This is a genomic window from Nocardia sp. NPDC051833 (assembly GCF_040681225.1).
GTDB lineage: Bacteria > Actinomycetota > Actinomycetes > Mycobacteriales > Mycobacteriaceae > Nocardia.
On sequence record NZ_JBFAYK010000001.1, the window covers coordinates 3,283,469 to 3,307,848 of the forward strand.

General features: G+C 69.3%; 20 protein-coding genes. 14 read left to right on the plus strand and 6 right to left on the minus strand.

The window, feature by feature from the left end:
* Nucleotides 1-25 precede the first annotated feature (25 nt).
* Together AB0L91_RS14985 and AB0L91_RS14990 are read left to right on the plus strand one after the other, a co-directional pair.
* The gene (locus AB0L91_RS14985) at nucleotides 26-418 is read left to right on the plus strand and encodes a sterol carrier family protein (protein WP_357346309.1); all 393 of its coding nucleotides are present in this window, start codon (nucleotides 26-28) and stop codon (nucleotides 416-418) included.
* A gap of 227 nt (nucleotides 419-645) precedes the next feature.
* Nucleotides 646-1,401, plus strand: a complete 756-nt coding sequence (locus tag AB0L91_RS14990) for a GNAT family N-acetyltransferase (RefSeq protein WP_365010241.1) — start codon at nucleotides 646-648, stop codon at nucleotides 1,399-1,401.
* Nucleotides 1,402-1,413: 12 nt separating this feature from the next.
* Here the strand turns inward: AB0L91_RS14990 and AB0L91_RS14995 are convergent, their stop codons facing one another.
* The gene (locus AB0L91_RS14995; RefSeq protein WP_365010243.1) at nucleotides 1,414-2,691 is read right to left on the minus strand and encodes a DUF3533 domain-containing protein; all 1,278 of its coding nucleotides are present in this window, start codon (nucleotides 2,689-2,691) and stop codon (nucleotides 1,414-1,416) included.
* A gap of 293 nt (nucleotides 2,692-2,984) precedes the next feature.
* Between AB0L91_RS14995 and purF the strand changes: the two genes are divergently transcribed.
* The 6 genes from purF (at nucleotide 2,985) to purM (ending at nucleotide 11,288) form a co-directional block, all read left to right on the plus strand.
* On the plus strand, nucleotides 2,985-4,532 hold the full coding sequence (purF, locus tag AB0L91_RS15000) for an amidophosphoribosyltransferase (RefSeq protein WP_357346312.1): 1,548 nt from the start codon (nucleotides 2,985-2,987) through the stop codon (nucleotides 4,530-4,532).
* 255 nt (nucleotides 4,533-4,787) lie between these two features.
* On the plus strand, nucleotides 4,788-6,404 hold the full coding sequence (locus tag AB0L91_RS15005) for an ABC transporter substrate-binding protein (protein WP_365010247.1): 1,617 nt from the start codon (nucleotides 4,788-4,790) through the stop codon (nucleotides 6,402-6,404).
* 77 nt (nucleotides 6,405-6,481) lie between these two features.
* Entirely contained in the window at nucleotides 6,482-7,498 is a 1,017-nt protein-coding gene (locus AB0L91_RS15010; RefSeq protein WP_355271719.1) for an ABC transporter permease, read from the plus strand.
* Nucleotides 7,498-8,454 (plus strand): ABC transporter permease, encoded by a 957-nt coding sequence (locus AB0L91_RS15015; RefSeq protein ID WP_357346314.1) that lies wholly within the window; start codon nucleotides 7,498-7,500, stop codon nucleotides 8,452-8,454. Before AB0L91_RS15010 ends, AB0L91_RS15015 begins: the two co-directional genes overlap by 1 nt.
* Nucleotides 8,447-10,120 carry an ABC transporter ATP-binding protein gene (locus AB0L91_RS15020; protein ID WP_357346315.1) on the plus strand — a complete coding sequence of 558 codons (1,674 nt, stop codon included), beginning with the start codon at nucleotides 8,447-8,449 and terminating at the stop codon, nucleotides 10,118-10,120. The genes AB0L91_RS15015 and AB0L91_RS15020 overlap by 8 nt, the downstream gene beginning before the upstream one ends.
* Nucleotides 10,121-10,208: 88 nt before the next feature.
* Nucleotides 10,209-11,288, plus strand: a complete 1,080-nt coding sequence (gene purM / locus AB0L91_RS15025) for a phosphoribosylformylglycinamidine cyclo-ligase (RefSeq protein WP_355270972.1) — start codon at nucleotides 10,209-10,211, stop codon at nucleotides 11,286-11,288.
* 289 nt (nucleotides 11,289-11,577) lie between these two features.
* Here the strand turns inward: purM and AB0L91_RS15030 are convergent, their stop codons facing one another.
* The 4 genes from AB0L91_RS15030 to AB0L91_RS15045 form a co-directional block, all read right to left on the minus strand.
* On the minus strand, nucleotides 11,578-11,799 hold the full coding sequence (locus tag AB0L91_RS15030; RefSeq protein ID WP_355270973.1) for a DUF3073 domain-containing protein: 222 nt from the start codon (nucleotides 11,797-11,799) through the stop codon (nucleotides 11,578-11,580).
* A 175-nt stretch (nucleotides 11,800-11,974) separates the two neighbouring features.
* Nucleotides 11,975-12,925, minus strand: coding sequence for an asparaginase (locus tag AB0L91_RS15035; protein ID WP_355270975.1), 951 nt, complete (start codon nucleotides 12,923-12,925; stop codon nucleotides 11,975-11,977).
* Nucleotides 12,922-13,605 carry an MOSC domain-containing protein gene (locus tag AB0L91_RS15040; RefSeq protein WP_365010249.1) on the minus strand — a complete coding sequence of 228 codons (684 nt, stop codon included), beginning with the start codon at nucleotides 13,603-13,605 and terminating at the stop codon, nucleotides 12,922-12,924. Before AB0L91_RS15040 ends, AB0L91_RS15035 begins: the two co-directional genes overlap by 4 nt.
* Nucleotides 13,602-14,726, minus strand: coding sequence for a folate-binding protein (locus AB0L91_RS15045; protein ID WP_365010252.1), 1,125 nt, complete (start codon nucleotides 14,724-14,726; stop codon nucleotides 13,602-13,604). Before AB0L91_RS15045 ends, AB0L91_RS15040 begins: the two co-directional genes overlap by 4 nt.
* A 91-nt stretch (nucleotides 14,727-14,817) precedes the next feature.
* Between AB0L91_RS15045 and AB0L91_RS15050 the strand changes: the two genes are divergently transcribed.
* The 6 genes from AB0L91_RS15050 (at nucleotide 14,818) to AB0L91_RS15075 (ending at nucleotide 23,594) form a co-directional block, all read left to right on the plus strand.
* On the plus strand, nucleotides 14,818-15,720 hold the full coding sequence (locus tag AB0L91_RS15050) for an aminodeoxychorismate lyase (protein WP_355270981.1): 903 nt from the start codon (nucleotides 14,818-14,820) through the stop codon (nucleotides 15,718-15,720).
* 177 nt (nucleotides 15,721-15,897) lie between these two features.
* A complete protein-coding gene (locus tag AB0L91_RS15055; protein WP_357346318.1) occupies nucleotides 15,898-17,394 on the plus strand; it encodes a cytochrome ubiquinol oxidase subunit I in 1,497 nt (498 codons plus the stop codon).
* Nucleotides 17,395-17,403: 9 nt separating this feature from the next.
* A complete protein-coding gene (gene cydB, locus AB0L91_RS15060; protein WP_365010256.1) occupies nucleotides 17,404-18,432 on the plus strand; it encodes a cytochrome d ubiquinol oxidase subunit II in 1,029 nt (342 codons plus the stop codon).
* 3 nt (nucleotides 18,433-18,435) lie between these two features.
* The gene (gene cydD / locus AB0L91_RS15065; RefSeq protein WP_365010259.1) at nucleotides 18,436-20,640 is read left to right on the plus strand and encodes a thiol reductant ABC exporter subunit CydD; all 2,205 of its coding nucleotides are present in this window, start codon (nucleotides 18,436-18,438) and stop codon (nucleotides 20,638-20,640) included.
* A gap of 14 nt (nucleotides 20,641-20,654) precedes the next feature.
* Nucleotides 20,655-22,676 (plus strand): thiol reductant ABC exporter subunit CydC, encoded by a 2,022-nt coding sequence (gene cydC / locus AB0L91_RS15070; RefSeq protein WP_365011309.1) that lies wholly within the window; start codon nucleotides 20,655-20,657, stop codon nucleotides 22,674-22,676.
* A gap of 330 nt (nucleotides 22,677-23,006) precedes the next feature.
* Nucleotides 23,007-23,594, plus strand: a complete 588-nt coding sequence (locus tag AB0L91_RS15075) for a Uma2 family endonuclease (protein ID WP_365010262.1) — start codon at nucleotides 23,007-23,009, stop codon at nucleotides 23,592-23,594.
* Between the two features lie 42 nt (nucleotides 23,595-23,636).
* On the opposite strand, the gene AB0L91_RS15080 is transcribed toward AB0L91_RS15075, so the two are convergent.
* Nucleotides 23,637-24,329 carry an FABP family protein gene (locus AB0L91_RS15080; RefSeq protein ID WP_365010264.1) on the minus strand — a complete coding sequence of 231 codons (693 nt, stop codon included), beginning with the start codon at nucleotides 24,327-24,329 and terminating at the stop codon, nucleotides 23,637-23,639.
* Nucleotides 24,330-24,380 lie beyond the last annotated feature (51 nt).

Below are 24,380 nucleotides of genomic sequence, written 5' to 3' on the forward strand. Positions count from 1 at the left end.
GCACCCCTTCGGTAGCGTTCCCGGGATGGCTGGACGGAAGACGGTGGAGCCCGCGCAGGTGCGGGCGGCGGTGCTCGCGGTGGCGGACTGGCTGCGGTCGGCGGCTGCGGCGGCGCCGGAGCGGTCCCAGGTGGCCGCGGCGGTGCGCGGCACGGCCAGGGCACTGGCGGCGGACGCGCCGGGGCACTCGGTGGAGGTCCGGGTGCCACCGTTCGTCGCCGTGCAGTGCATCGAGGGTCCACGGCACACCAGGGGAACCCCGCCGAACGTGGTGGAGACCGACCCGCGAACCTGGTTGCTGCTGGCCACAGGCTTGCTCGAGTTCGACGACGCGGTGGCATCCGGCGCGCTGTCGGTCTCGGGGCTGCGCGCGGGCGAGATCGCCGGTTGGCTGCCGATCGTCCCGCTGGCGGAGTGAGCCGCCGGTCGCGCAGCTCGTCGTCCCGCGCACGCCATCTCGCCCGCGGTTACTGGCACTGACCTGCGCTGTTCCGGCGTTCCTCGACCACTTGCCCGGAGTCGCGAGGAACCCACACAATGGCTGTAGGAGTGCCAGGGTTCGAATCCTGGGCCTGCCCGCTCTGCTCAGCGGTGCCACCGGAAGCTGGGCGACAACAGGCGGTCCCCTTGCGCGGGAGGAGCCGGATGACGTCGAACGAGCGAACGATGTTGCGCGTCGTGCGGACCGATGCCCGGGAGTGGGCGGGCGAGCACGCCGAGGAACTCAACAGCGAGAAGTTCCCCAAGTTCATCAGGGCCGACCGTGTGGTGGACCAGTACATGAGCAGAGTGCTGGAATTCTTCCCCGAACTCAGCCTGATGCTGCTGGATGAGCAGGACGTGCCCGTCGCGTCGGGCTCCGGGGTGCCGATCCGATGGGACGGGCGGACAGCCACGCTCCCCACCGGGTACACCCAGGCTCTCGTCCAGGCCGTCGAGGGCCGCGAGCGGCGCGAGCCGCCGGACACCCTGGTGATCTGCGGCGCTGTCGTCGTTCCGTCGCTGCGGGGGCGCGGATACGCGGGCCAGGCGCTGATGGCCCTGCGCCGGGCCGCCGAGGCGGCCGGGCTCAGCCGGGTGATCGTGCCGGTCCGTCCGACGACGAAGGCCTTCTATCCGCTCACGCCGATCGAGAGCTTCATGACGTGGCGTCGCGACGACGGAACGGCGTTCGACCCGTGGGTCCGCACCCATGAGCGGTTGGGCGCGAAGATCCTCACCGCTGCCCCCGCCTCGCAGACGATGACCGGCACGGTGTCCGAATGGGAACGCTGGACCCGCCTGCCGCTGCCGGAATCCGGTGACTACGTGATCCGGGGCGGATTGAGCGTGTTGCGCGTCGACCGTTCCGCCGATCAGGGCGTGTACCACGAACCCAACATCTGGATGCGACACGTCTGAGGGCGGACGGGGTCAGGCGGCGGTTTCCTTCTTGCCGACCATGTTCTCCCGGTGCAGTCCCTTGAAGTCGTAGTACTTGGTGATCGCCACCCCGCCGACCAGCGCCAGGAACAGCCCGAGCAGCGACATCCAGATCCCCCGGCCGAGTCCCGCGGTGTAGTCGGATTCGAAGTACAGGATCGAGCGCATGCCCAGGTACACCTGATGCATCGGCTCGAACTCGGCCAGCCAGGCGATGTAGGTCGGGACCGCCTGGATCGGGACGGTGCCGCTCGACGAGGGCAGGCCGAGGATCACGAACACGGCCAGGTTGATCAGCAGGCCCGCGGTGCCGAAGGCGGCCAGCGACGCCATGCAGGTCATCCCGACCGCGATCAGCGCGAGTATCGAGAACAGCAGCAGCTGCGTCGGCTGGTCACCGGCCACACCGAGGACCTTCGCCACCGCCAGGTAGAGCAGCGAGACCACGACGGCGACGACGACCATCACGCCCCACTTGATCAGCAGGGTGTGGAACCGGGAGATCGGCGTCGGCGGATAGTGCACGTACCAGGGGCCGTACTCGGTGGGCTGGAAACCGAGCTGGGCATCGACCATCGTGTGGATGACCATCGCGCCGACCACGCCCGCCATCAGGATCAGCAGCGCGTAGAAGAAGGCGGTCAGGCCGAGTCCCGAGCCCGCGCGCAGCGGTCGCCAGTCCTGCTCGACCACCTGGATCGGCTGGGCCAGGGTCAGCTGCGCGGCGCCGGAGATCTCGGGTGCCGGTGCGCCCGCGGGCGTCGCGGCGATGGTGTCGCGGACCCGCGTGGTCAGCTGCTGCCCGACCTGTTCGTTCACCTCGGCCATCGCCTGCGCGCCGATGCGGGTCACGATGCCCGCGGAGTACGGGCCCATCCCGGGGTTGGTCTGCACGGTGATGATCGGGCGCTCGATCTCGCCGCCGACCACGCTGCCGACCCCGAGAATTCCCAGCCGTTTGCTGAAGTCGCTGGGGATGATGATGGCGCCGTAGATCTGGGCGGTGCGCATCAGCCGTTCGGACTCGCTGATCCCGACCACGCGCAGGTCGACCTGATCGGCGGGAACACCGGCGACCAAGCCGTCGGCCACCTGCTTGCCGAAGTTGACCTGCTCGGTCCTCCCGCCGACGTCGATGGTGTCACCGACATCCTGGTTGACCAGGACGACCGGGAAATCGTGCAGGTTGCCCTCCGGATCGACGATGTAGGCCAGATACATGATGCCGAGCAGGGACAGCACGACCGCGAGAACAGTGGTCGGCGCCACGATGATCCTGACCCACTGCCGGGGAGAGATCCGGACTGTGGCCGACGTCGCATCGGTCCGGGGTGGTGTCCCGGAATCCCTCGGTTCCGAATCGGCGTTGACCGTAGGGGAATCAGCGGGTTCGTGCGCACTGCCATCGGTGGTCACGATCGGCACGGTAGCAGCTGTGCCTCCCGGAATCCGTGTGATCGCCCGCGGTCGATTGCGCGAGGTTTGCGCCGCGGTGTACGTCGCGGTGCGAATCACCCGTAGAATGACGGGTGCCCCCAGCCCGCCCGAACAGGGAGCAAACGGTGAATGACCCCCTAGAGCCCGAGAACGAGCCCCGTGAGGAGTGCGGCGTCTTCGGCGTCTGGGCTCCCGATGAGGACGTCGCCAAGCTCACCTACTACGGCCTGTACGCCCTGCAGCATCGCGGGCAGGAGGCGGCCGGTATCGCCGTCTCCGACGGCTCCCAGATCCTGGTCTTCAAGGATCTCGGCCTGGTCTCCCAGGTCTTCGACGAGCAGACCCTCGGCGCGATGCCGGGCCATATCGCCGTCGGTCACTGTCGCTACTCCACCACCGGTGGCGTCACCTGGGAGAACGCGCAGCCGATCTTCCGCACCACCGCCGTCGGCTCCGGCCTGGCGCTGGGGCACAACGGCAACCTGGTCAACACCGCCGAACTGGCCGGTCGCGCTCGCGAACTCGGCCTGATCGGGGCGGGCGTCATCGACGGCCGCCCGCAGATGACCGGCGCGACCTCCGATTCCGACATCGTCACCGCGCTGCTGGCGCACGCCGCGGCCGACTCGTCCATCGAGCAGGCCGCGATGGAGCTGCTGCCGCAGCTGCGCGGCGCGTTCTGCCTGACCTTCATGGACGAGCACACCCTCTACGCCGCGCGTGACCCGCACGGCGTGCGCCCGCTGGTGCTGGGCAGGCTCGACCGCGGCTGGGTGGTCGCCTCCGAGACCGCCGCGCTCGACATCGTCGGCGCCGCGTTCGTCCGCGAGATCGAGCCGGGCGAGCTGCTGGCCATCGACTCCGACGGCGTGCGCTCCATGCGCTTCGCCAACCCCGAGCCCAAGGGCTGCGTCTTCGAGTACGTGTACCTGGCCCGCCCCGACACCACCATCGCCGGGCGCTCGGTGCACTCCACCCGCGTGGAGATCGGCCGCAAGCTGGCCAAGGAGCACCCGATCGAGGCCGATCTGGTGATCCCGGTGCCCGAGTCGGGCACGCCCGCCGCGGTCGGCTACGCCCAGGGTTCCGGCATCCCCTACGGCCAGGGCCTGATGAAGAACGCCTACGTGGGCCGCACCTTCATCCAGCCGAGCCAGACCATCCGTCAGCTGGGTATCCGGCTCAAGCTGAACCCGCTGCGCGAGGTGATCCGCGGCAAGCGGCTCATCGTCGTCGACGACTCGATCGTGCGCGGCAACACCCAGCGCGCGCTGATCCGCATGCTGCGGGAGGCGGGGGCGCTGGAGATCCACGTCCGCATCGCCTCGCCGCCGGTGAAGTGGCCCTGCTTCTACGGCATCGACTTCGCCTCGCGCGCGGAGCTGATCGCCAACGGCACGGGCGCCGACGACAGCTACGTCGACATGGTGGAGAACGTGCGCCGTTCGATCGGCGCCGACAGCCTCGGCTACATCTCCACCGAGGGCATGATCGCCGCCACGGAGCAGCCGGCCACCCGGCTGTGCACCGCCTGCTTCACCGGCGACTACCCGATCCCGCTGCCGCAGGAAGCGGCCATCGGCAAGAACGTCCTCGAGGGCATGCTCTCGGGTCAGCCGGAGTCGAAGCTGCTGGGCGAGAACGTGAATGTCGACGCGCTGAGCAGGCCGTAGCGCCGCAACGCTTTCCAGGAGGGGCCGGTCAGGATAAACCTGATCGGCCCCTTTTGCGCTGTGTACGTGAATATTTCCGGTAACCGATAATTACGTAAGATTAGTTCATAACATCCCCGCAATTTTTCGCCCGATTTGAAACTGGGCGGTAATGGTTCGCCTGTACGGTCCCCCGATATATCGCTGGCTCACCGTGTGGTCGCCGCTCCCGTGATCCGGGCGCGGCGGCGACGTGGCGTTCGAGAATGGGACCTGATGTTGAACAGTGCATTGAGCGCTCGCAAGAATCGCGCGAAACAAGTTGCCGCAGTAGGTGTCGCGGCGGTGGTCGCGGCCGCGCTGGCGGGTTGCGGTTCGGGGCGCACCGATGAGGCGGGGTCCGGGGCGGGGCTGGTCGTCGGCACGACGGACAAGATCTTCTCGCTCGACCCGGCGGCCGCCTACGACAACGGCTCGCTGCTGGTGGAGAACCAGATCTATTCGTATCTGCTGAATTTCGCGCCCGGCGACACCACGCCCAAACCCGATGCGGCGGAGAAGTGCGAGTTCAGCACGCCCACCGTGTACACCTGCAAGATCAAATCCGGGCTGAAATTCGCCAGCGGAAATCCGTTGACCGCCAAGAGCGTCAAGTTCTCCTTCGACCGGATGCTGAAGATCAACGATCCGCACGGTCCCGCCTCGCTGCTCGGTAATCTCGACAAGACCGATGTGGTCGACGATCTCACCGTCGCGTTCACGCTCAAGGTCGCCAACGACCAGACCTTCCCGACGATCCTGCCGACCCAGGCGGGCCCGATCGTCGACGAGAAGGTGTTCCCGGCCGACAAGGTCGCCACCGACGACGAGGTCGTCGCGGGCAAGGGCTACTCCGGTCCGTACACGATCACCAGCTACGACAAGAACAAGCTGGTCGAGTACCGGGCCAACCCGGACTACCAGGGCATCCTCGGCACGCCGAAGAACTCCACGGTCTCGACCAAGTACTACGCCACCTCCGACAACCTCAAGCTGGACCTGCAGAACGGCGCCATCGACGTCGGCTACCGCTCGTTCACGCCCACCGACATCGATTCCCTGCGCGCCGATTCGAAGGTGAAGGTCACCGACGGACCCGGCGGCGAGCTGCGCTACATCGTGTTCAACATGAACACCATGCCGGGCAACACCCCCGAGCAGAAGCTGGCCGTGCGCAAGGCGTTCGCCTCCTCGGTGGACCGTGAGGCGCTGGCCTCGGCGGTGTACAAGAACACCTATCAGCCCGCGTACGGCTATGTGCCGCAGGGCATGACGGGCGCGGCCGAGCCGCTCAAGCAGCTCTACGGCGCCAAGCCGGACAAGACGGCGGCGGCGAAGTTCCTGGCCGACGCCGGCGTGGCCACCCCGGTGACGCTGAACCTGCAGTACAACCCGGACCACTACGGCTCCAGCTCGTCCGAGGAGTACGCCGCGGTGAAGTCGCAGCTCGAGGCGTCGGGCCTGTTCAAGGTGAACCTGCAGTCCACCGAATGGGTGACCTACCAGAAGGAACGGGCCTCCGACGGCTACCCGATGTACCAGTTCGGCTGGTTCCCGGACTTCCCGGACGCCGACAACTACCTCTCGCCGTTCTTCGGCCCGAACAACTTCCTGCAGTCGCACTTCGAGAACCCCGGCATCAACGCCCAGCTGACCGCCGAGACCACCGAATCCGATCCGGCCAAGCGGGTCGAGCTGCTGCGCAAGATCCAGACCGACCTGGCGCAGAACTTCCTGCCCACGCTCCCGCTGCTGTCGGGTAAGCAGGTCGCGGTGTCCAAGCCCGGGGTCTCGGGTGTCGATCAGACCCTCGACGGCTCCTTCAAGTTCCGGTTCACGGTACTGAGCAAGTGAGTGACGTACCCGCCGCGCCCGGATTGCTGATCCGGGCGCGGCGTTTCGGGTGGACGCGCGGCGGGGGTTCCCGCCAGGTGGCGCTGCTGCGGTACCTGCTGATCCGGCTGCTGCTGATTCTGCCGACCGCGTGGTTGCTGGTGACGGTGGTGTTCTTCCTGATGCGGGTGATCGGCGACCCGATCAGCGCGGCCATGGGTGGCCGGCTGACCCAGGACCAGATCGAGCAGCGCAAGGAGGCGGCCGGCCTCAATCGTCCGATCCTGACCCAGTATTGGGAGTACCTCACCGGTTTCCTGCACGGTGACTTCGGACGGACGCAGGACAACCAGGCCATCGGCGAGGTGGTGATCACCTACGGCGCCGCCACGTTCGAGCTGGTGTTCTGGGGTCTGCTGGTGGCCTTCGCCGTGGGCGTGCCGCTGGGCAGATATGCCGCGACACACCGGGATTCGACCTCGGACGCGGTGCTGCGGTTCTCGGCGGTGCTGGCGTACGCGGCGCCGGTGTTCTTCGTCGGCATGCTGCTCAAGCTGATCTTCTCGGTGTGGCTGGGCTGGTTCCCGGTCGGCGGGCGGGCGAGTACCGATGTGGAACTCGCGCTGCAACACGTCTCGCCGAAGACGAACATCCTGATCATCGACTCGATCCTGTACGGCGAACCGTCCTATGTGCTCGACGTGCTCGAGCACGCGGTCCTGCCCGCCGTGGCCCTGGGCCTGCTCACCGGCGGCATCTTCCTGCGGCTGGTGCGGGTGAACCTGATCCAGACGCTGCGCAGCGACTACGTGGAGGCGGCCAAGGCGCGCGGACTGTCCCAGCGTGTGGTCACCGGCAGGCACGCGGTGCGCAACGCGCTCATCCCGATCATCACGGTGATGGGCATGTGCATCGCGATGATGCTCGGCGGCGCGGTGCTCACCGAGACCACCTTCGAATGGAAGGGCCTGGGCTATCAGCTCGCCGAGTATCTGCGGGCGCGGGACTTCATCGCGGTGCAGGGCATCGTCGCGTTCATCGCGCTGGTGGTCGCGGTGATGAGCTTCGTCGTCGACGCCATCGTCGCGCTGATCGACCCGAGGGTGAGGTTCTGATGAGCACCGCAACGGTGAAGCGGCGCCGGATACCGGGCGCCGGACTGCTCTCGATGACCGCTGGGCTGCAACGGATCACGCTCGTCACGGGCCTGGTGCTGGTCGCGGGATTCGTGTTCGTCGCGGTGTTCGCGCCGCTGCTCGCGCCCTACGGGCTGGCCCAGAACAGTGCCGACGGTGTCGCTTTCGTGCCGCAGCAGGGGCCGTCGGCCGAGCACTGGTTCGGCACCTCGGTGCGCAGCGAGGACGTGTTCAGCCGGGTGCTGTTCGGCGCGCGCACCGCGCTGCTGGTGATCGTGATCGCGGTGGTGCTCTCGCTGCTGGTCGGCGTGCCGCTCGGGTTGCTGTCCGGCTTCGTCGGGCGCTGGGTCGACCGGGTGCTGGTGCTGGTCATGGACGCCATCTACGCGTTCCCGTCGCTGCTGCTGGCCATCGTGGTGTCGATCGTCGTCGCGGGCGGCACGTCGAGCAGTCTCGGCGGCATGCTGTCGGCGGCCATCGCGATCACGGTCGTCTATGTGCCGCAGTACTTCCGGGTCGTGCGCAACGCGACGGTGGCGGTGAAGACCGAGCCGTACGTGGACGCGGCGCGGGTCACCGGCGCCTCGACGGCACGGATCATGTTCCGGCACATCCTGTCCAACGTCACCGGCTCGCTGCCGGTGATCATCACCATCAACGCCGCCGACGCCATCCTGACGCTGGCCGCGCTCGGTTTCCTCGGCTTCGGCATCGAGCCGACCCAGGCGGCCGAGTGGGGTTACGACCTGAACAAGGCGCTCAACGACGTGTCCAACGGGATCTGGTGGACCTCGATCTTCCCCGGCACCGCGATCGTGCTCGTCGTCCTCGGGATGACGCTGGTCGGGGAGAGCATCGACGAGACGCTGAACCCGCTGCTGCGCACCCGGCGGGCGGTCACCACGGTGGACGAGAAGGAGACGACCGATGACTGAGACGGCGATCCGCACCCCCGCGCTGTCGGTGTCGGGGCTGTCGGTGACCTTCGCCACCGACAGCGGGCCGGTCGCGGCCGTGCGGGAGGTGTCCTACGAGGTGTTCCCCGGCGAGGTGCTCGCCATCGTCGGCGAGTCCGGGTCGGGCAAGTCGGTGAGCTCGCGCACCGCGATCGGGCTGCTGCCGCACACCGCGCAGGTGCGCGGGCTGGTCACCCTGGGCGACCGCGCGGTGACCTCGATGACCGAGAAACAGCTGACCGCCTTGCGCGGTGGCGAGGTCTCGATGGTCTTCCAGGAACCGGCCCGCGCGCTCGACCCGCTGTTCACCGCGGGCTTCCAGATCTGCGAAGCCCTGCGCGCGCACAGCGGGATGGGCCGCAAGGACGCCAGGGCCAAGGCGATCGAACTGTTGCGCACGGTCGGGCTGCCCGATCCGGAGCACCGGGTCGACTACTACCCGCACCAGCTCTCCGGCGGGCAGAAGCAGCGGGTGATGATCGCCATCGCCATCGCGTGCGAGCCCAAGGTGATCATCGCCGACGAGCCGACCACCGCGCTCGACGTCACCGTGCAGGCCGAGATCCTGGAACTGCTGCGCGACCTGCGCGACCGGCTGGGCAGCGCGATCGTGCTGATCACCCACAACATGGGCGTGGTGGCCGACCTGGCCGACCGGGTGGTGGTGATGCGGGCGGGCGAGGTCGTCGAGCAGGCGCCGGTGCACGAGCTGTTCGCGAGCCCGCAGGCGGAGTACACCAGGGCGCTGCTGGCCGCCGTCCCGCATCTGGGGGCGGCGACCAGCGCGCGGCCCGCCATCGACCCCGACGCCGAGCCGGTGCTCGCGGTGCGCGATCTGGTGGTCCAGTTCCCCGGGCCGTTCGGGCGCCCCGCGTTCCGGGCCGTCGACGGGGTGAGCCTGCGGATCCGGCCGGGGGAGACGCTGGGGCTGGTGGGGGAGTCGGGGTCGGGCAAGTCGACCATCGGCCGGTGCGTCGCGGCACTCCAGCGGCCCACCTCGGGCCGGGTGCTGATCCGTGGGCAGGACATCGCGGAGCTGTCCCAGCGCAAGCTGCGGCCCATCCGGCGGCGCTTCGGGTTCGTCTTCCAGGACCCGGCGGGCTCGCTCAATCCGCGCCTGACCATCGGCGAGTGCGTGGCCGAGCCGATGGTGGTGCACCGCACCGGCGACCGGGACGCCGTCCGGGCCAGGGTCAGGAAGCTGCTCGACGACGTCCAGCTACCCGCGGGCACCGAGCAGCGGTACCCGCACGAGTTGTCCGGCGGGCAGCGGCAGCGGGCCAGTCTGGCCAGGGCGCTGGTGCTCGATCCCGACCTGCTGGTGGCCGACGAGCCGACCAGCGCGCTCGACGTCTCGGTGCAGGCGGCGGTGCTCGAGCTGTTCGCGCAGCTGCAACGCGAGTGCGGCTGGGCCTGCCTGTTCATCAGCCACGACCTCGCCGTCGTCGACCAGCTCGCCGATCGGATCATGGTGCTGCGCGAGGGATCCTGCGTCGAGGAAGGCGACAACGAACAGATCCTGCGCCACCCGCGCCACGAGTACACCCGCCGCCTGGTCGCCGCGGTCCCCGTCCCCGACCCCGTGCGACAGCGCGGGCGCCGGGCTGAGATCGCCGCCACTTTCGCCACGGAGCTGGAACAATGAGTTAGGAGCCGCCAGCGGGCTGAACCGGCGGATCACTTAGAGTTACTAGGCATCTGTCCGCCGATTCGGTTTGGAGCTTTCCCCCACAATGACTGAACAGACCCCCAGCGGTGCCGGCGCTTCCTACGCCGCGGCAGGCGTGGACATCGAAGCGGGTGACCGCGCCGTCGAATTGTTCGGACCATTGGCGAAGAAGGCCAGCCGGCCCGAGGTGCAGGGTGGGCTAGGTGGCTTCGCCGGCCTGTTCGCCCTCAAGGGCGGATACCGCGAGCCGCTGCTGGCCGCGTCCACCGACGGTGTCGGCACGAAGATCGCCGTCGCCCAGGCGCTGGACAAGCACGACACCGTCGGCCTCGACCTGGTCGCCATGGTCGTCGACGACCTGGTGGTCTGTGGCGCCGAGCCGCTGTTCCTGCAGGACTACATCGCCATCGGCAAGGTCGTCCCGGAGAAGGTCGCCGAGCTGGTCTCCGGCATCGCCGAGGGCTGCATCAAGGCCGGTTGCGCGCTGCTCGGCGGCGAGACCGCGGAGCACCCGGGCCTGATGGACCCGGACGACTACGACCTGTCCGCCACCGGCGTCGGCGTCGTGGAGGCCGACTCGGTGCTCGGCCCCGACCGCGTTCGCCCCGGCGATGTCGTCATCGCGATGGGCTCCTCGGGCCTGCACTCCAACGGCTACAGCCTGGCCCGCAAGGTCCTGCTCGACATCGACCGGATGTCGCTGACCGGCTACGTCGAGGAGTTCGGCCGCACCCTCGGTGAGGAGCTGCTCGAGCCGACCCGCATCTACGCCAAGGACTGCCTCGCGCTGATCGCCGAGACCGATGTGCGTACCTTCTCGCACGTCACCGGTGGTGGCCTGGCCGCCAACCTGGCGCGCGTGCTGCCCGCCGGCCTGGTCGCCGAGCTGGACCGCGGCACCTGGAACCCGGCGCCGGTGTTCAAGCTGATCGCCCAGCGCGGTCGCGTCGAGCGCGTCGAGATGGAGAAGACGTTCAACATGGGCGTCGGCATGGTCGCCATCGTCGCGCCCGAGGACGCCGACCGCGCGCTGGCGGTGCTCACCGCCCGCCACATCGACTGCTGGACCCTGGGCCAGGTCAAGAAGGCCGCCGACGCCGACGCCCCGCGCGCCGTGCTGCTGGGCGATCACCCCAGGTTCTGACGCACTGTCTCCACCACGTGAGCCGGGTCGCTGCTGCGGCCCGGCTCACGTCTTTGCAGCGGTTTGTTTGTTCGCCGTAGAAACGGCTATCCCGAGCGAGTGGGGTAGGTGCCCGTCGGCTCGGGGCGGTCGGGGCCTCGAGGCGGCGAACACGACGAGCGTCCTGTGTGTGCACAGGACGCTCGTCGTCTATTCGGATGTTCGCCGTACTCCTGCGAGCCTGGCGCCGTGGACCGGACAACGGCTGAAGGGGGAGGCCGCATTGGCCTCCCCCTTCACCGGCGTTCGGTCAGCGGCGCCAGCTGTCGTAGTCGTCGTCCTCGTTGTTCCAACGGGATGCCGACTCGTCTGCGTCGTGCTCATCGGAAATCACGCCGCCACTTCTCGGTTGAGAGTGCGGAGTGCTATCCGACAGCTCGCGCTGAAGGCTCGCGAAGTCGGTCGGCGCGGAGCTGTACTTGAGCTCACGTGCGACTTTGGTCTGCTTTGCCTTAGCCCGGCCACGGCCCATGGCTGACCCCCTCGCGTCACTGCGGGGCGGCCTGGGGTTTGTTGGCGGCCCCGTTCGAATTAATACTCTTCCTGACAGACACTTTAGCGTGTGTTAGACGGTCGCGCTCCCAGGAGTGGGTGAAGAACTACCGAACCGCCGCCGTTTGCCCCTTCTTCGCCCGAACCGCCTGGTCTCAGAGCACTCCCGGGATCGCCCGGATGACGCCGACTCTGGCGTCGCCGCCGAGCACCGCGGTGGCCGCGAGGTCGGTGTGCCGGTCGGTCCAGTCGACCCCGAGCCTGCGCAGAATCGCCAGCGTCAGCGGCATCCTGGCCCGGTCGTGACCGTCGTCGATCTTGTACGCGAAGGCCCGGCCGTCGGGGAGCGCGCCCGCGTGCACGCCGTCCGCGCCGATCTTGCAGAACAGGCCGGGGGTCGCCGCCATGGCCAGCAGGTCCGGGCCCTTCGTGCCCGAAATCACTCGCGGATTCGCCCGAACGGCATCGGCGATCCGGCGCGGCGCGGTACCGGGCTCGGCCGTGGTGAAGCCGGCGAACGCGCGCGCGAGATTGATCAGCGAGACGGGCACGATCGGCAGGCCGCAGCCGTCGATGCCCAGGTCGGTCTCCGGTTCGCCGGTGACGTCGGCGACGGTGGCGAGCACGGCCTGCTGCAACGGGTGCTCGACGTCGAGATACCCGGTGCGCGGCCAGTCGTTGATCACGCAGGTGGCCAGCATCGCCGCGTGTTTGCCCGAGCAGTTCATGTAGAGCGGGCTCGGACCCGAGCCGGTGAGCGCGGCGGCGCGGGCCCGCTCCTCGAAGGGCAGGTCGGGCGGGCAGGCGAGGTCGGTCGGGCTGAAGCCGTAGCGGTCGAGCAGCCTGCGGACCAGGGCGATGTGGTCGGGCTCGCCGAAATGCGAGGCGGTGGCCACGGCCAGTTCGTCGTCGTCGACGGGGTCGAAACCGTTGCGCAGCAGGGTCAGCGCCTGCATCGGCTTGTTGGTCGAACGCGGGAAGATCGGGCCGTGCACCTCGCCGAGTTCGAGCGTCGGGGTGCCGTCGGCGTCGAGCACCACCACCGACCCGCGGTGCACGCACTCACGGAAGCCCGAGCGAACGACCTCGACCAGTTCCACGCTCATGACCGCACCTCCAGGTCGACGTCGGCGCGGGTTCTTGTGTGCCGGTCGATCTGTCTGCGGACGTCGTCGGAGATGGTCGGCTCCTCGGTCCGCAGGCGTTCGAGCAGGGCGGGATCGGCACCGGTGAACAGGTCGCGCACGGTGATGCCGTGCGCGGGGACGTGCACCACCCGCGCCTCGTCGCCCGCGCCGATCGTGCCCTCGGTCAGCACCCGGAAGTAGGCGCCGGTGTCGGAGCGCAGCGTGAAGCGCTTCACCCACTGCCGTTCGCCCGTCCACTGCTGGAAGCTCGAGCAGGGCACCCGCGGTGCGCTGACCTCGAGCAGGGTGTCGCCGATGGTGAGGTGCGCGCCGAGCACCGCGTCGCTGATCGGCAGCCCGCTCAGCCGCAGGTTTTCGCCGAACCAGCCGGCGGGCAGGTCGCGGTCGAGTTCGCCGCCCCAGCGGCGGGCGTCGTGCTCGTCGTAGGCGTAGACGGCCTGGTGCACGCCGCCGTGGTTGACGGTGTCGCAGACGTGGTCACCGGCCAGGCCGAGCGTGCTCACCGCGACCCGGCCGTCGACGGGCCGCTTGTCGATCGCGCTGCGGCCGACCCGGCCGCGGACCTCGATCTCGGCGTGCACGACGCACACGGCCTCGACCCGGCCGGTGTCACCGACACGCAGGAGCGGGCGGCTCATCGCCCGCGCAGCCGGTCGACGGCGGCCCGGCCCGCCTGCACGACGTCGTCGGCGGGGACGGAGTCGGGGTCGATGGCGGCGGCCATGGTGCCGACCACCAGTTCGGTGCCGGCGGGGACCGACCGCTTGACCAGCGCCAGCGCGATCGGGCCGAGTTCGTAGTGGTCGACGACGGTGCCGAGCCTGCCGACGGTGCGCCCGCCCGCGGTGATGTCGTCGCCGGTGGCCGGGCGCTCGTCGGCGGAACCGTCCAGGTGCAGCAGCACCAGGTTGCGCGGTGGCTTGCCCAGGTTGTGCACCCGGGCGACCGTCTCCTGCCCCCGGTAGCAGCCCTTGTTCAGGTGCACCGCGCCGTGCTCGTCGACGCCGCCGATCCAGCGGGCCTCGTGCGGGATGGTGCGCTCGTCGGTGTCGACGCCGATTCGCGGCCGCAGCGCGGCCACCCGCAGCGCCTCGAAGGCCCACATGCCCGCCGGCGCGGCTCCGGCCTGAGTGAGCTTGCTCCACCAGGCGGTGAGGTCGGCGCGCGGGACGACGAGGTCGAAGGCGTCCTCACCCGGCCACGGCATCCGGCGCAGGAAGCCGCCGCCCGGCAGCGCCACGGCGGCGTACACCTCGGGCAGCGCGTCGATGCCGAGCGCGCCGAGCAGCGTGCCGACCTGCGGGCCGAGCAGGCTCAGCACGGCGTAGTCGGGCGCGGCCACGGGCTTGGCGTCGGCCCAGAAGACCATCTTCTGCAGGAACGACAGCAGTTCTGCACCGCGCTCGGCCTCGGTGTCGAGCCAGACGGTGCCGTCGAGATCGGTGAGCACGAAGTGGTGCTGCACGCGGCCGTTGAGATCGAGGTCCAGATTCTCGGCGCTGTGCCCGTCGGGCAGCGCGGCGATGTGCTGGCTGGTGATGGTGTGCAGCCAGCTCAGACGCTCGGCGCCGGTGATCGTGGCGACGGCGCGATGGGACCGATCGACCACCGCGACCCGCTGCGCGGCGGCCTTCTGCTCACCGAACGGATCGCCGTAATGCCAGGCGACGGCAGCGTCCGGGGAACCCGGCGCGCCCGCGACAGCACCCGGAGTGTGGAGAACAGGACTGGGGGCGACAACCACCGACACATCAACCACTGTAGGCGCGTCCACCGACACGCGCCGCAGCCGGGCGTCCGATTCCGAGCAGCCGTAGGCATAACGGACCGATAACGCCTACGCTCGTCACATGGGAGAACGGGTTCTTGTGACACTCGACGGCGCGGTCGCTGATGCGGACGCGCCGTCGCTTTATGCCGACGACATAGGCGCGCTGCGCGGCGATGGCGTCTTCGAAACTATTTTGGTGCGCGGCGGCACGGCGACCGCGCTGGAATTCCACCTGGCGAGGCTGCGGCGGTCGGCGCAGGCGCTGGATCTGCCGGAGCCGGGACTGTCGAAGTGGCGCGCCGCCGTCGAGGTCGCGGTCAAGGAATGGGGTTCCGAGGAAGAAGGCTTGCTGCGGCTGATCTACACCCGCGGCCGCGACTCGGAATACGACGCGCCGACCGGCCTGACCTCCACGGACCCGAAGCCCACCGCGTATGTGCTCGTCTCCCCGGTCCCGGCCCGCGTCGCGACCGCCCGCGCCGAAGGCGTCAAGGTGATGTCGCTGGCCCGCGGCATCTCGGTCGACCTCGCGCAGGCCGCGCCGTGGCAGCTGCTCGGCGCGAAGACGCTGTCCTACGCGACCAATATGGCCGCGCTGCGCTTCGCCCGGCGGATGGGCGCCGAGGACGTGATCTTCCACAGCACCGAGCACCGCGTGCTCGAGGGCCCGCGCTCGACCGTGGTGATCGCGCGTGACAAGCAGCTCATCACCCCGCCCGCGAAGAGCGGTGTGCTGCCCGGGGTGACCCAGCGTTCGCTGTTCGCGGTCGCCGAGAAGCAGGGCTGGGAGTGCAAGTACCAGTCGCTGTTCACCGCCGACCTGTTCGACTGCGACAGCATCTGGCTGCTGTCGAGCATCACGCTGGCCGCGCGGGTGAACCAGCTCGACGGTGTGCGCATGTCGGCACCGGACAACGCGCAGGAAATCATCGATATGGTGGATCTGGGGATCGAGCGGCCGGGGACCATCGGCGACTGGTGAGTCGTGTGGGGGGCACGGGTGGGCGTGCCCCTGCGGCGCCGGGATTGCCCGGTCGGACCGCGTATATCCCATCGTGCAGCAACTTTTCGGCGTGTCGTGGCGGTTGTCACGCGCCACGGGGGTAAATCCGGGCGTACGATCTACTACGACTTGTCGTAGTAGAAGCTGGAGGGTCGGATGGACATTGTGGACGTCTCCCGGTGGCAATTCGGAATCACCACCGTCTATCACTTCATCTTCGTACCGCTGACCATCGGTCTCGCGCCGCTGATCGCCATGATGCAGACCGCCTGGGTGATCACCGGCAAGGAACACTGGTACCGCCTCACGAAGTTCTTCGGCAAGCTGTTCCTGATCAACTTCGCCATCGGCGTCGCGACCGGCATCGTCCAGGAATTCCAGTTCGGGATGAACTGGAGCGAGTACTCCCGCTTCATCGGTGACGTCTTCGGCGCGCCACTGGCGCTGGAAGCGCTCATCGCGTTCTTCATGGAGTCGACGTTCATCGGCCTGTGGATCTTCGGCTGGACCCGGCTCCCGAAACTGGTGCACCTGGCCACGATCTGGATCGTCGCCTTCGGCGTGAACGCCTCGGCCTACTTCATCGTCGCCGCGAACTCGTTCATGCAGCACCCGGTCGGCGCGCACTACAACCCCGAGACCGGGCGCGCCGAGCTGGAGAGCATCTGGGCGCTGCTCACCAACAACACGACGCTGGCCGCGTTCCCGCACGTCGTCGCTGGCGCGTTCCTCACCGCCGGCACCTTCGTCGCCGGTATCGCCGGCTGGTGGATGGTGCGCAACGCGCGCAGCGGTGACCCGGCGAAACTCGACGAGGCGCGCACGATGTGGCGCCCGGTCGGGCGGGCCTCGCTGGTGGTGGTCGCGCTGGCCGGCGTCGCGGTGATCTTCACCGGTGACATCCAGGGCAAGCTGATGTTCGAACAGCAGCCGATGAAGATGGCCTCGGCGGAATCGCTGTGCCACACCCAGACCGACCCCGACTTCTCCATCCTGACCGTCGGCACGCACAACAACTGCGACAGCGTCACCCACGTGCTCGAGGTGCCCTACGTGCTGCCGTACCTGGCCGAGGGCCAGTTCACCGGCGTCACCCTCGACGGCGTCGTCGACCTGCAGCAGACCTACACCGTCAAGTACGGTCCCGGCGACTACCGGCCGAACCTGTTCGTCACCTACTGGTCCTTCCGCGCGATGATCGGCCTGGCCGCCGGTTCGGTGCTGCTGCTGCTCGTCGGCTTCTGGGTGACCCGCGGCGGCCGCGTCCCCGACCAGCGCTGGTTCTCCTGGCTCTGCCTGATCGCGATCCCCACGCCCTTCCTGGCCAACAGCGCGGGCTGGGTGTTCACCGAGATGGGCCGTCAGCCATGGGCGGTGGTACCCAACCCGACCGGTGACCCGAACATTCGGATGACGGTGCAGCAGGCCGTCTCCGACCACGCTCCGGCGACGGTGGTGTTCTCCCTGATCGTGTTCACCCTGCTCTACGGCGTGCTGGCGGTGGTGTGGTTCTACCTCATCCGCCGGTACACGATCGCCGGGCCGGACGCGCCGACGCCGCCGACCCCGGACGACGGGCCCGACGGCCCGGACACCGGCAGGCATCGCAAACCGGAAGAGCCTGCCGTCGAGCAACTTTCCTTCGCTTACTAGGAGCCGGTGATGGATCTGCAGCAATTCTGGTTCGTCCTGATCGGCGTGCTCTTCACCGGCTACTTCGTGCTGGAGGGCTTCGACTTCGGCGTCGGCATGCTGATGCCGATTCTCGGGAAGGGCTCCGATACCCGGAAGCGGGTCGTGCTCAACACGATCGGACCCGTGTGGGACGCCAACGAGGTGTGGCTGATCACCGCGGGCGGCGCGATGTTCGCGGCGTTCCCCGAGTGGTACGCGAGCATGTTCTCCGGGTTCTACCTGGCGCTGTTGCTCCTGCTGGTGGCGCTGATCCTGCGGATCTGCGCGATCGAGTACCGCGCCAAGATCAACGATCCGAAATGGCGGGCCTGGTGCGACATCGGCATCGGGATCGGCTCCTGGATTCCCGCGCTGGCCTGGGGCTGGGTGTTCGCGAACCTGGTGCGCGGCGTGCCGCTGAACGCGGAGCGGCAGATCGTCGGCTCGGTGTGGGATCTGCTCAGCCCGTACGCCCTGCTCGGTGGCCTGGCGACCGGCATCCTGTTCGCCCTGCACGGCGCGGTGTTCCTGGTCCTCAAGACCGGCGGCGAGGTCCGTGACGACGCGCAGCGCATCGTCCGGCTGCTGCTGGTGCCGACCGCGGTGGTCGTCGGCGCGTTCGGGCTGTGGACCCAGCTCGCCTACGGCACCGGCTGGACCTGGGCGGTGCTGGTGACGGCGGTGCTCGGCCTGGTGCTCACCGGTGCGGCGAACGCGGCGGGCCGCGACGGCTGGGCCTTCGTCGGCACCACGGTCACCGTGGCCTCGGCGACCGTGCTCATCGTGGGCTCGATGTACCCGACCGTGCTGCCCTCGACCATCAGCCCGCTCTACGACCTGAACATCTACAACGCCGCCTCCAGCGCGTACACGCTGAAGGTGATGAGCTGGGCCGCGGTGCTGGCCACCCCGGTGGTGCTGGTCTACCAGGGCTGGACCTACTGGGTGTTCCGCCAGCGGCTGACCGTCGAGCAGATCCCGGCGCCGACCGGTCTGCCGCTGAGCAGCAAGGACTGAGCGATGACACGGGCGGACGCGGCCGCGGACGGATCGGCCGCCGAGCGGCAGCAGCCGGGCAGGCGTCCGCCCGTCGACCCACGGCTGTGGAAGTACGCCCGTTCGGCCCGGCCGCATCTGGTGGTGTCGGTGCTGCTCGCACTGGTCATCACGGCGACCATCGTGGTGCTGGCGGTGCTGCTCGGCCGGGTGCTGGCCGGGGTGATCACCGATCCCGGCAAGCGTGAGTTCGGCGCGTGGACAGGCGAATTGATCGGCCTGTCGATCGCGGTCGCGGTGCGTGGCGTGGCGAGCTGGTGGCAGGCGCGGCTGGCCCACCGGGCCGGTGCGACGGTCGTCGCCGAACTCGAATCGGCGGTGCTGCGGGCCGGTGCCGAGCTGCCGCCACGGGAACTCGACGCCCGGCGCACCGAGATCGCGGTGGTCGTCGGCAACGGCCTCAGCGGGCTGCGCGGGTGGTTCACCGGCTATCTGCCCGCCCTGCTGCTGGCCTGCCTGGTGCCGCCGATCGTGCTGGCGGTCATCGCCTTCCACGATCCGACCTCGGCCATGATCGCGATCATCACGGTGCCGCTGATCCCGGTGTTCATGATCCTCATCGGGCTGCTCACCCAGGGCCGCGCCGAGGCGACCCTCGCCGCGACCACCCGCCTGTCCGATCAGCTGCTCGACCTGTTCGCAGGCATGCCGACGCTGCGTGCCCTCGGCCGCGAGGGGCCCGACGGACCCAGCATGGTGAATCAGGTGAGGGCGCTGGGGGATTCGCTGCGCCAGCGGACCATGCGCGCGCTGCGGATCGCCTTCCTGTCCTCGATGGTGCTGGAATCGCTGGCGACGCTGAGCGTCGCGCTGATCGCCGTCGCGATCGGCCTGCGGCTGGTCTACGGCGAGATGACCTTGTACGCCGGGCTCGTCGCGCTGATCCTCGCGCCGGAGGTGTACTGGCCGCTGCGGCAGGTGGGGGAGAAGTTCCACGCGGCGCAGGACGGGATGGCGTCGGCCGACAAGGCTTTCGCGGTCCTGGAATCGGCGAATTCGTCGGCCGATCACGCGGATTCGATGGGCTCGCGGCCCGGCGGGGCGGCTCTCGGCGCCCACGGAATCGATGTCGGGCGCGAGACGCCCGGAATGGCCGCCGAGGATGCCGAGAGCACCGAGGCGGTGCGCGGTGCCGGGCTCGACCCGGGCGGTGTGGATCGCGGCGACGGACCCGGCGCGGCAGAGATCACCCGGTGCCGTGCGGACCGCGGTGGGCAAGCGGGACCGCACATCGTGGTGCGGGGGTTGACCATCGCAGCACGATCCGGGAACGCGCCCGATCGCCTGACCGCGGACCTGGCCCCTGGCCTGATCACGGTGCTCACCGGGCCGAACGGATGCGGCAAATCGACCACGCTGCAAGCGATTCTGGGCCTGATCGCACCCGACGCGGGCGCGGTCCTCGTCGATGGCGCCGACGTCCGCGCGCTCGACCCGGACACCTGGTGGGCGCGCATCGCCTGGCTGCCCCAGCGCCCCGTGCTGGTCCCCGGCACCCTGCGCGAGAACATCGAACTACTCGGCGCGCACTCCACCGCCGCCGACCTCGACGAGATCAGCGCCGCAACGGGTTTCGACACCGTCCTCGACGAACTCCCCGACCGCTGGGACACCCGGGTGGGTCAGGCCGGTCTGGGCCTGTCCCTCGGCCAGCGTCAACGCCTCGCCCTCACCCGCGTCCTGGCCGCCCGCCGCCCCGTCCTCCTGCTCGACGAACCCACCGCCCACCTCGACTCCCACAGCGAACAACAGGTGCTCACCACCCTGCGCACCCTCGCCACCGCGGGCGCGACCGTCGTCATCGTCGGCCACCGCCCGACCGTCCTGGCCGCCGCCGATGTCGTCGTGGAGGTGGTCGGGAACACTGCGCCCGGCACCGGCGACCCCGATCCCGCCCAGCCGCCCACAGCGCCCGGTGGCGAGCACTCCGTCGACCCCGCTACGCCGCTTGCCGTGCCGGGCGAGGGAGCGTCACCGGATGCGCAGCCGGACAAGGGCATCGGCTGCCACGGCGGCGACGCCGATCGCGGCGACAGCGCCCGGCCGACGAGCGCCGACGCGGCGCCGCGACGCGGAGGTGTGGCCGATGCGCATGTGGAATCCGGATCACTCGGGTGCGGTCGGGGCGATGTGGCCGTTCGTGGCGCGGAGGGGGTGTCGGTGTCGTGAGTGAAATCGGTTCGATGCGTGGGGGTTCCGGGAGCGGGTCGCTGATCCAGGACTTGCGGGAGATGTGGCGATTGCTGGCGCTCTCGCCGTGGCGGGTCGTGGTGGCGATCGCCTGGGGTGTGGCGGCGCTGGGCAGCGGGCTCGCGCTGGCCGCGCTGGCGGCGTGGTTGATCGCACGGGCCTGGCAGATGCCGCCCGTGCTGTACCTGAGCGTGGCGGTGGTCGCCGTCCGGGCACTCGGCATCTCGCGCGGGCTGTGCCGCTATCTGGAGCGGCTGGCTACCCATGATGTGGCGCTGCGGGCGATGACGACGGCGCGGACCACGGTGTATCGCACGCTCGCGCATGCGGATATCTGGTGGTGGGGCGGGTCGTCGGCCGACCGGCCCACAGCGATGTCGTCCGGCGGACGCGCTGATCCGCGGGAAGGGTCGGATGCGCTCGACGGTCAGCGCGAGGCGCCGGGCGCTGTTGACGAGTCGGGCGGGTATGCCGATTTGGGGGTGAGGTCGGGTGCTGTCGGCAATCTGCGCGAGGCGCCGGGCGTGGCCGTCGATTCGGGGAGGGGCGCCGGTGAGCTGTCTGAGTCTCCGGACAGCGGCGTCGGCGTGGGGGTGGATTCGCGGCGGAGCGGTGAATTGCCTGTGCTCTCGGGTGGTGGCGATCTGCGGGAGATGCGGCGGGGGGATCTGCTGGTGCGGGTCGGTGCCGATATCGATGATCTCGGTGCGGTGGTGGTGCGGGTGCTGGTTCCGGTCGCGGTGGCGGTGATCCTGTCGCTGGCGGCGATCGGGCTGATCGCGTTCATCTCGGTGCCAGCGGCGGGGATTCTGGCTGTCGCCCTAGCTGTTTCGGGGATGCTCGCGCCCTGGCTGGCCGGGGTGGCGGCGCGGGAAGCCGAGCAGGCGGTGCGGGCCGATCGGGCGGAGTTCACGGCGGAAGCGGTCACCGTGCTCGACCACGCGGCCGAACTGCGGGTGGCGGGCAAGCTCGACGCGGCACTCGCCCAGGCGGACACGGCGAATGGGCGCGCGGTGCGGGCCGAGGACACGGCCGCCGCGCACAGCGCGTGGGCCGCCGCGGCCACCCCGCTCTCGATCGGCGTCAGTGCGCTCGGCGCGCTCCTGGTCGGCATCGCGGCCTACGGCCCGACCGGCGGCCTCCCCGGCGGCATGACCCCGATGGCCCTCACCATCCTGGTCCTCGTCCCCCTGTCGGCCTTCGAAGCCGTCGGCGCCCTCCCCGCCGCCGCGACCACCCTGACCACCTCCCGAGCCGCCCTCCACCGCCTTCGCGCCGCCGAAACCGCCACAACTGACACCGCCACCATCGAGACGCCCCAAACCGATGTCGGGGCCACTGCGACCGGCTCGACTGGCACGACTGCCGCGACCGGCACCGCAGATCCCGGCACCCCTGCCCACAGTGCGGCGGACCCAGGGCGCGGGCCGGGCGAGAAACCGTCCTCGTCGCGATTTCCGCTACCCGATGGTCGTCGAATCGTCGTGGTGGGACCGAGTGGGGCGGGCAAGACGACGCTGCTCATGGCCTGGGCGGGCCTGTTCGATACGCCGCGAGACGGCGTCACCTTCTTCGCCGAAGACGCCCATCTGTTCGGCACCTCGATCCTGGAGAACCTGCGGGTCGCCAGGGGTGACCTGACAGCCGAGGACGCCGAGGCCGCACTGCGCCTGGTCGGACTCGGCCCCTGGCTGGGCTCCCTGCCGGACGGGGTGCACACCGGGCTGACGGCGGGCGCGGCCACGGTCTCGGGCGGTCAGCGCCGCCGCCTCCTGCTCGCCCGCGCGCTGGTCGCCCCCGCGCACACCCTGCTGCTCGACGAGCCAACCGAGCACCTGACGGCCGCCGAGGGGGAGCGGCTGGTGCTGGATCTGCTCGACATCGACAGCGGACTGGTCGCCCCGGATCGGACGGTCGTCGTGGTCACCCACCAGCTCCCGGCGCACCACCGCGCCGACACGATCGTCACCGTCGACGCGACCGGTGCCCGCCATGTCGTCCACCCCGCGCACTGACCGGCATCCGCCCAGGTCAGACCCGCGAGAAAATCAATTGCCGACCTCGCGGCGCACCGATAGATTCGTCGGTACACAAGAGAGGAGGTGGTCTGAAGAATGTATGTTCATCGGATGCGTGAGGTGGCTGCCCGCTAGCAGCACCACTGCGGGAGATTCCCCAGCGGTGCGCTGAGCGAATCCCAGGCAGTCACCCGACCCCCGAGCCCCCGGCCTATCCAACCGGGACCGTCATGTTCTCGAGCGTGGCGGAACGGCTCGGGGGTCGCTCCATTTCCGCGGCACGAAAACGACCTCATCGGCGGCAGAACGAGCCGCTACCATGTGCACATGACCGTCGATCCGGTGCACGAGTGGCCGATTCCACCTGCCGGTGGATTCACTGTTGACGACTTTCTCCAGCTGCGCGACCTGCCCAACCATACCGAGTTGATCGACGGGGGTCTTGTTTTCGTGAGTCCGCAGCGAAAGTGGCACCGGCAGGTAACTTCCATGTTCCGCCGGGCGCTGGACGCACAGACTCCCGAGAACCTGCGGGCGGACCGCGAAATGGCCGTATGGCTCGGTCCGCGACAGATGCCGGAGCCAGACGTACTCGTCGTGACGGCCGAGGCTTTCGATCGTCCGGAGCCGGAGAGCTACTACTTCGTCGAAGACGTAGTCCTCGCCGTCGAAGTAGTCTCCCCCGATTCCGAGGAGCGTGATCGCGATACCAAGCCGCGGAAGTACTCGATGGCGGGCATTCCGCACTTCTGGCGAGTCGAACGCGGTTCGGAAGACCGCGTGGTGGTCTACGCCTACGAGTTGGATCCAGTCTCCGTGCGCTATGTGCCGGTCGGGATCTATCACGACCGCCTGAAGACCAGCTCGCCCTTCGACCTGGACGTCGACCTGACAGCCGCGAGGGAACGCGGCTGAGTCACGGTTTTCGCTGCGGACGAGTGGCGAGCCGGACGGTCGCTAGCCGATGTAGCGCTGCAAGCGGGCCGACAGGCGGGGTTCGAGGGCGCCGTCGGCGTCGACGCGCTCCTCGACGTAGGCCAGATCGCCGCCCTCGACGATGCCGTAGAGGCGCTTGGCGCCGCCGACGACCGCGCCGGACTGGCTGCGGATCACCACGTCGGTGGCCAGTTCCCAGGAGGACTGGGTGCGGGCGGTGCCGTAGAACAGTTCGACGATGCCGTTGCTGTGGGTGAGCAGGAGTTCGAGCATCTCGTCGTCACCCTCGGTGCCGACGCGCCAGAAGCCGCTCTCGCGCAGATCGGTGCGCTCGAAATTGCCCTCGCCGTCGAGCTTCCAGGTCTGCGACTCCCAGATCAGGTAGTCGCCGCCGTCGTGCGAGACGACGATCTGCTGGCCGAAGCGGTAGTCGCCGTCGGCGGAGTGATTGCCCTCGCCCTCGCCGCGCCACACGCCGACCAGCGGCAGCAACGCCAGCATGGCGTGGTTCAGATCGGGACCCTCGCGCAGATTCGCGGTGTCCTCGGGCAGCGGAAGACCCGGCAGGACCGAAATGTTTCGGACGCCGGTCGCTTTCGCGCGTTCGGCAGCGGTGTTCACTGCCTCGTCGCCGCTTCGACGCTCGGCCGGAGCGTCGTGCTCGGTGCTCGCTCGCTCGGCCGGATCGGAACCCTCGCTCGCGAGCCCGCTCATGACTCGGTGAACAGCCGGTAGAAGACGTACAGGCCGAACCAGCCGATGAGG

What these genes read in the sequence shown, in the direction of transcription:
- AB0L91_RS15075 (WP_365010262.1), top strand. Translation starts at nt 23,007, where the DNA reads ATGACCGTCGATCCGGTGCACGAGTGGCCGATTCCACCTGCCGGTGGA.
- AB0L91_RS15055 (WP_357346318.1), top strand. Translation starts at nt 15,898, where the DNA reads ATGGACATTGTGGACGTCTCCCGGTGGCAATTCGGAATCACCACCGTC.
- AB0L91_RS15030 (WP_355270973.1), bottom strand. Translation starts at nt 11,799, where the DNA reads ATGGGCCGTGGCCGGGCTAAGGCAAAGCAGACCAAAGTCGCACGTGAG.
- purM (WP_355270972.1), top strand. Translation starts at nt 10,209, where the DNA reads ATGACTGAACAGACCCCCAGCGGTGCCGGCGCTTCCTACGCCGCGGCA.
- AB0L91_RS14985 (WP_357346309.1), top strand. Translation starts at nt 26, where the DNA reads ATGGCTGGACGGAAGACGGTGGAGCCCGCGCAGGTGCGGGCGGCGGTG.
- AB0L91_RS15035 (WP_355270975.1), bottom strand. Translation starts at nt 12,925, where the DNA reads ATGAGCGTGGAACTGGTCGAGGTCGTTCGCTCGGGCTTCCGTGAGTGC.
- AB0L91_RS15050 (WP_355270981.1), top strand. Translation starts at nt 14,818, where the DNA reads ATGGGAGAACGGGTTCTTGTGACACTCGACGGCGCGGTCGCTGATGCG.
- AB0L91_RS15020 (WP_357346315.1), top strand. Translation starts at nt 8,447, where the DNA reads ATGACTGAGACGGCGATCCGCACCCCCGCGCTGTCGGTGTCGGGGCTG.
- AB0L91_RS15080 (WP_365010264.1), bottom strand. Translation starts at nt 24,329, where the DNA reads ATGAGCGGGCTCGCGAGCGAGGGTTCCGATCCGGCCGAGCGAGCGAGC.
- AB0L91_RS14990 (WP_365010241.1), top strand. Translation starts at nt 646, where the DNA reads ATGACGTCGAACGAGCGAACGATGTTGCGCGTCGTGCGGACCGATGCC.
- cydB (WP_365010256.1), top strand. Translation starts at nt 17,404, where the DNA reads ATGGATCTGCAGCAATTCTGGTTCGTCCTGATCGGCGTGCTCTTCACC.
- AB0L91_RS15005 (WP_365010247.1), top strand. Translation starts at nt 4,788, where the DNA reads ATGTTGAACAGTGCATTGAGCGCTCGCAAGAATCGCGCGAAACAAGTT.
- cydD (WP_365010259.1), top strand. Translation starts at nt 18,436, where the DNA reads ATGACACGGGCGGACGCGGCCGCGGACGGATCGGCCGCCGAGCGGCAG.
- cydC (WP_365011309.1), top strand. Translation starts at nt 20,655, where the DNA reads ATGCGTGGGGGTTCCGGGAGCGGGTCGCTGATCCAGGACTTGCGGGAG.
- AB0L91_RS15015 (WP_357346314.1), top strand. Translation starts at nt 7,498, where the DNA reads ATGAGCACCGCAACGGTGAAGCGGCGCCGGATACCGGGCGCCGGACTG.
- AB0L91_RS15040 (WP_365010249.1), bottom strand. Translation starts at nt 13,605, where the DNA reads ATGAGCCGCCCGCTCCTGCGTGTCGGTGACACCGGCCGGGTCGAGGCC.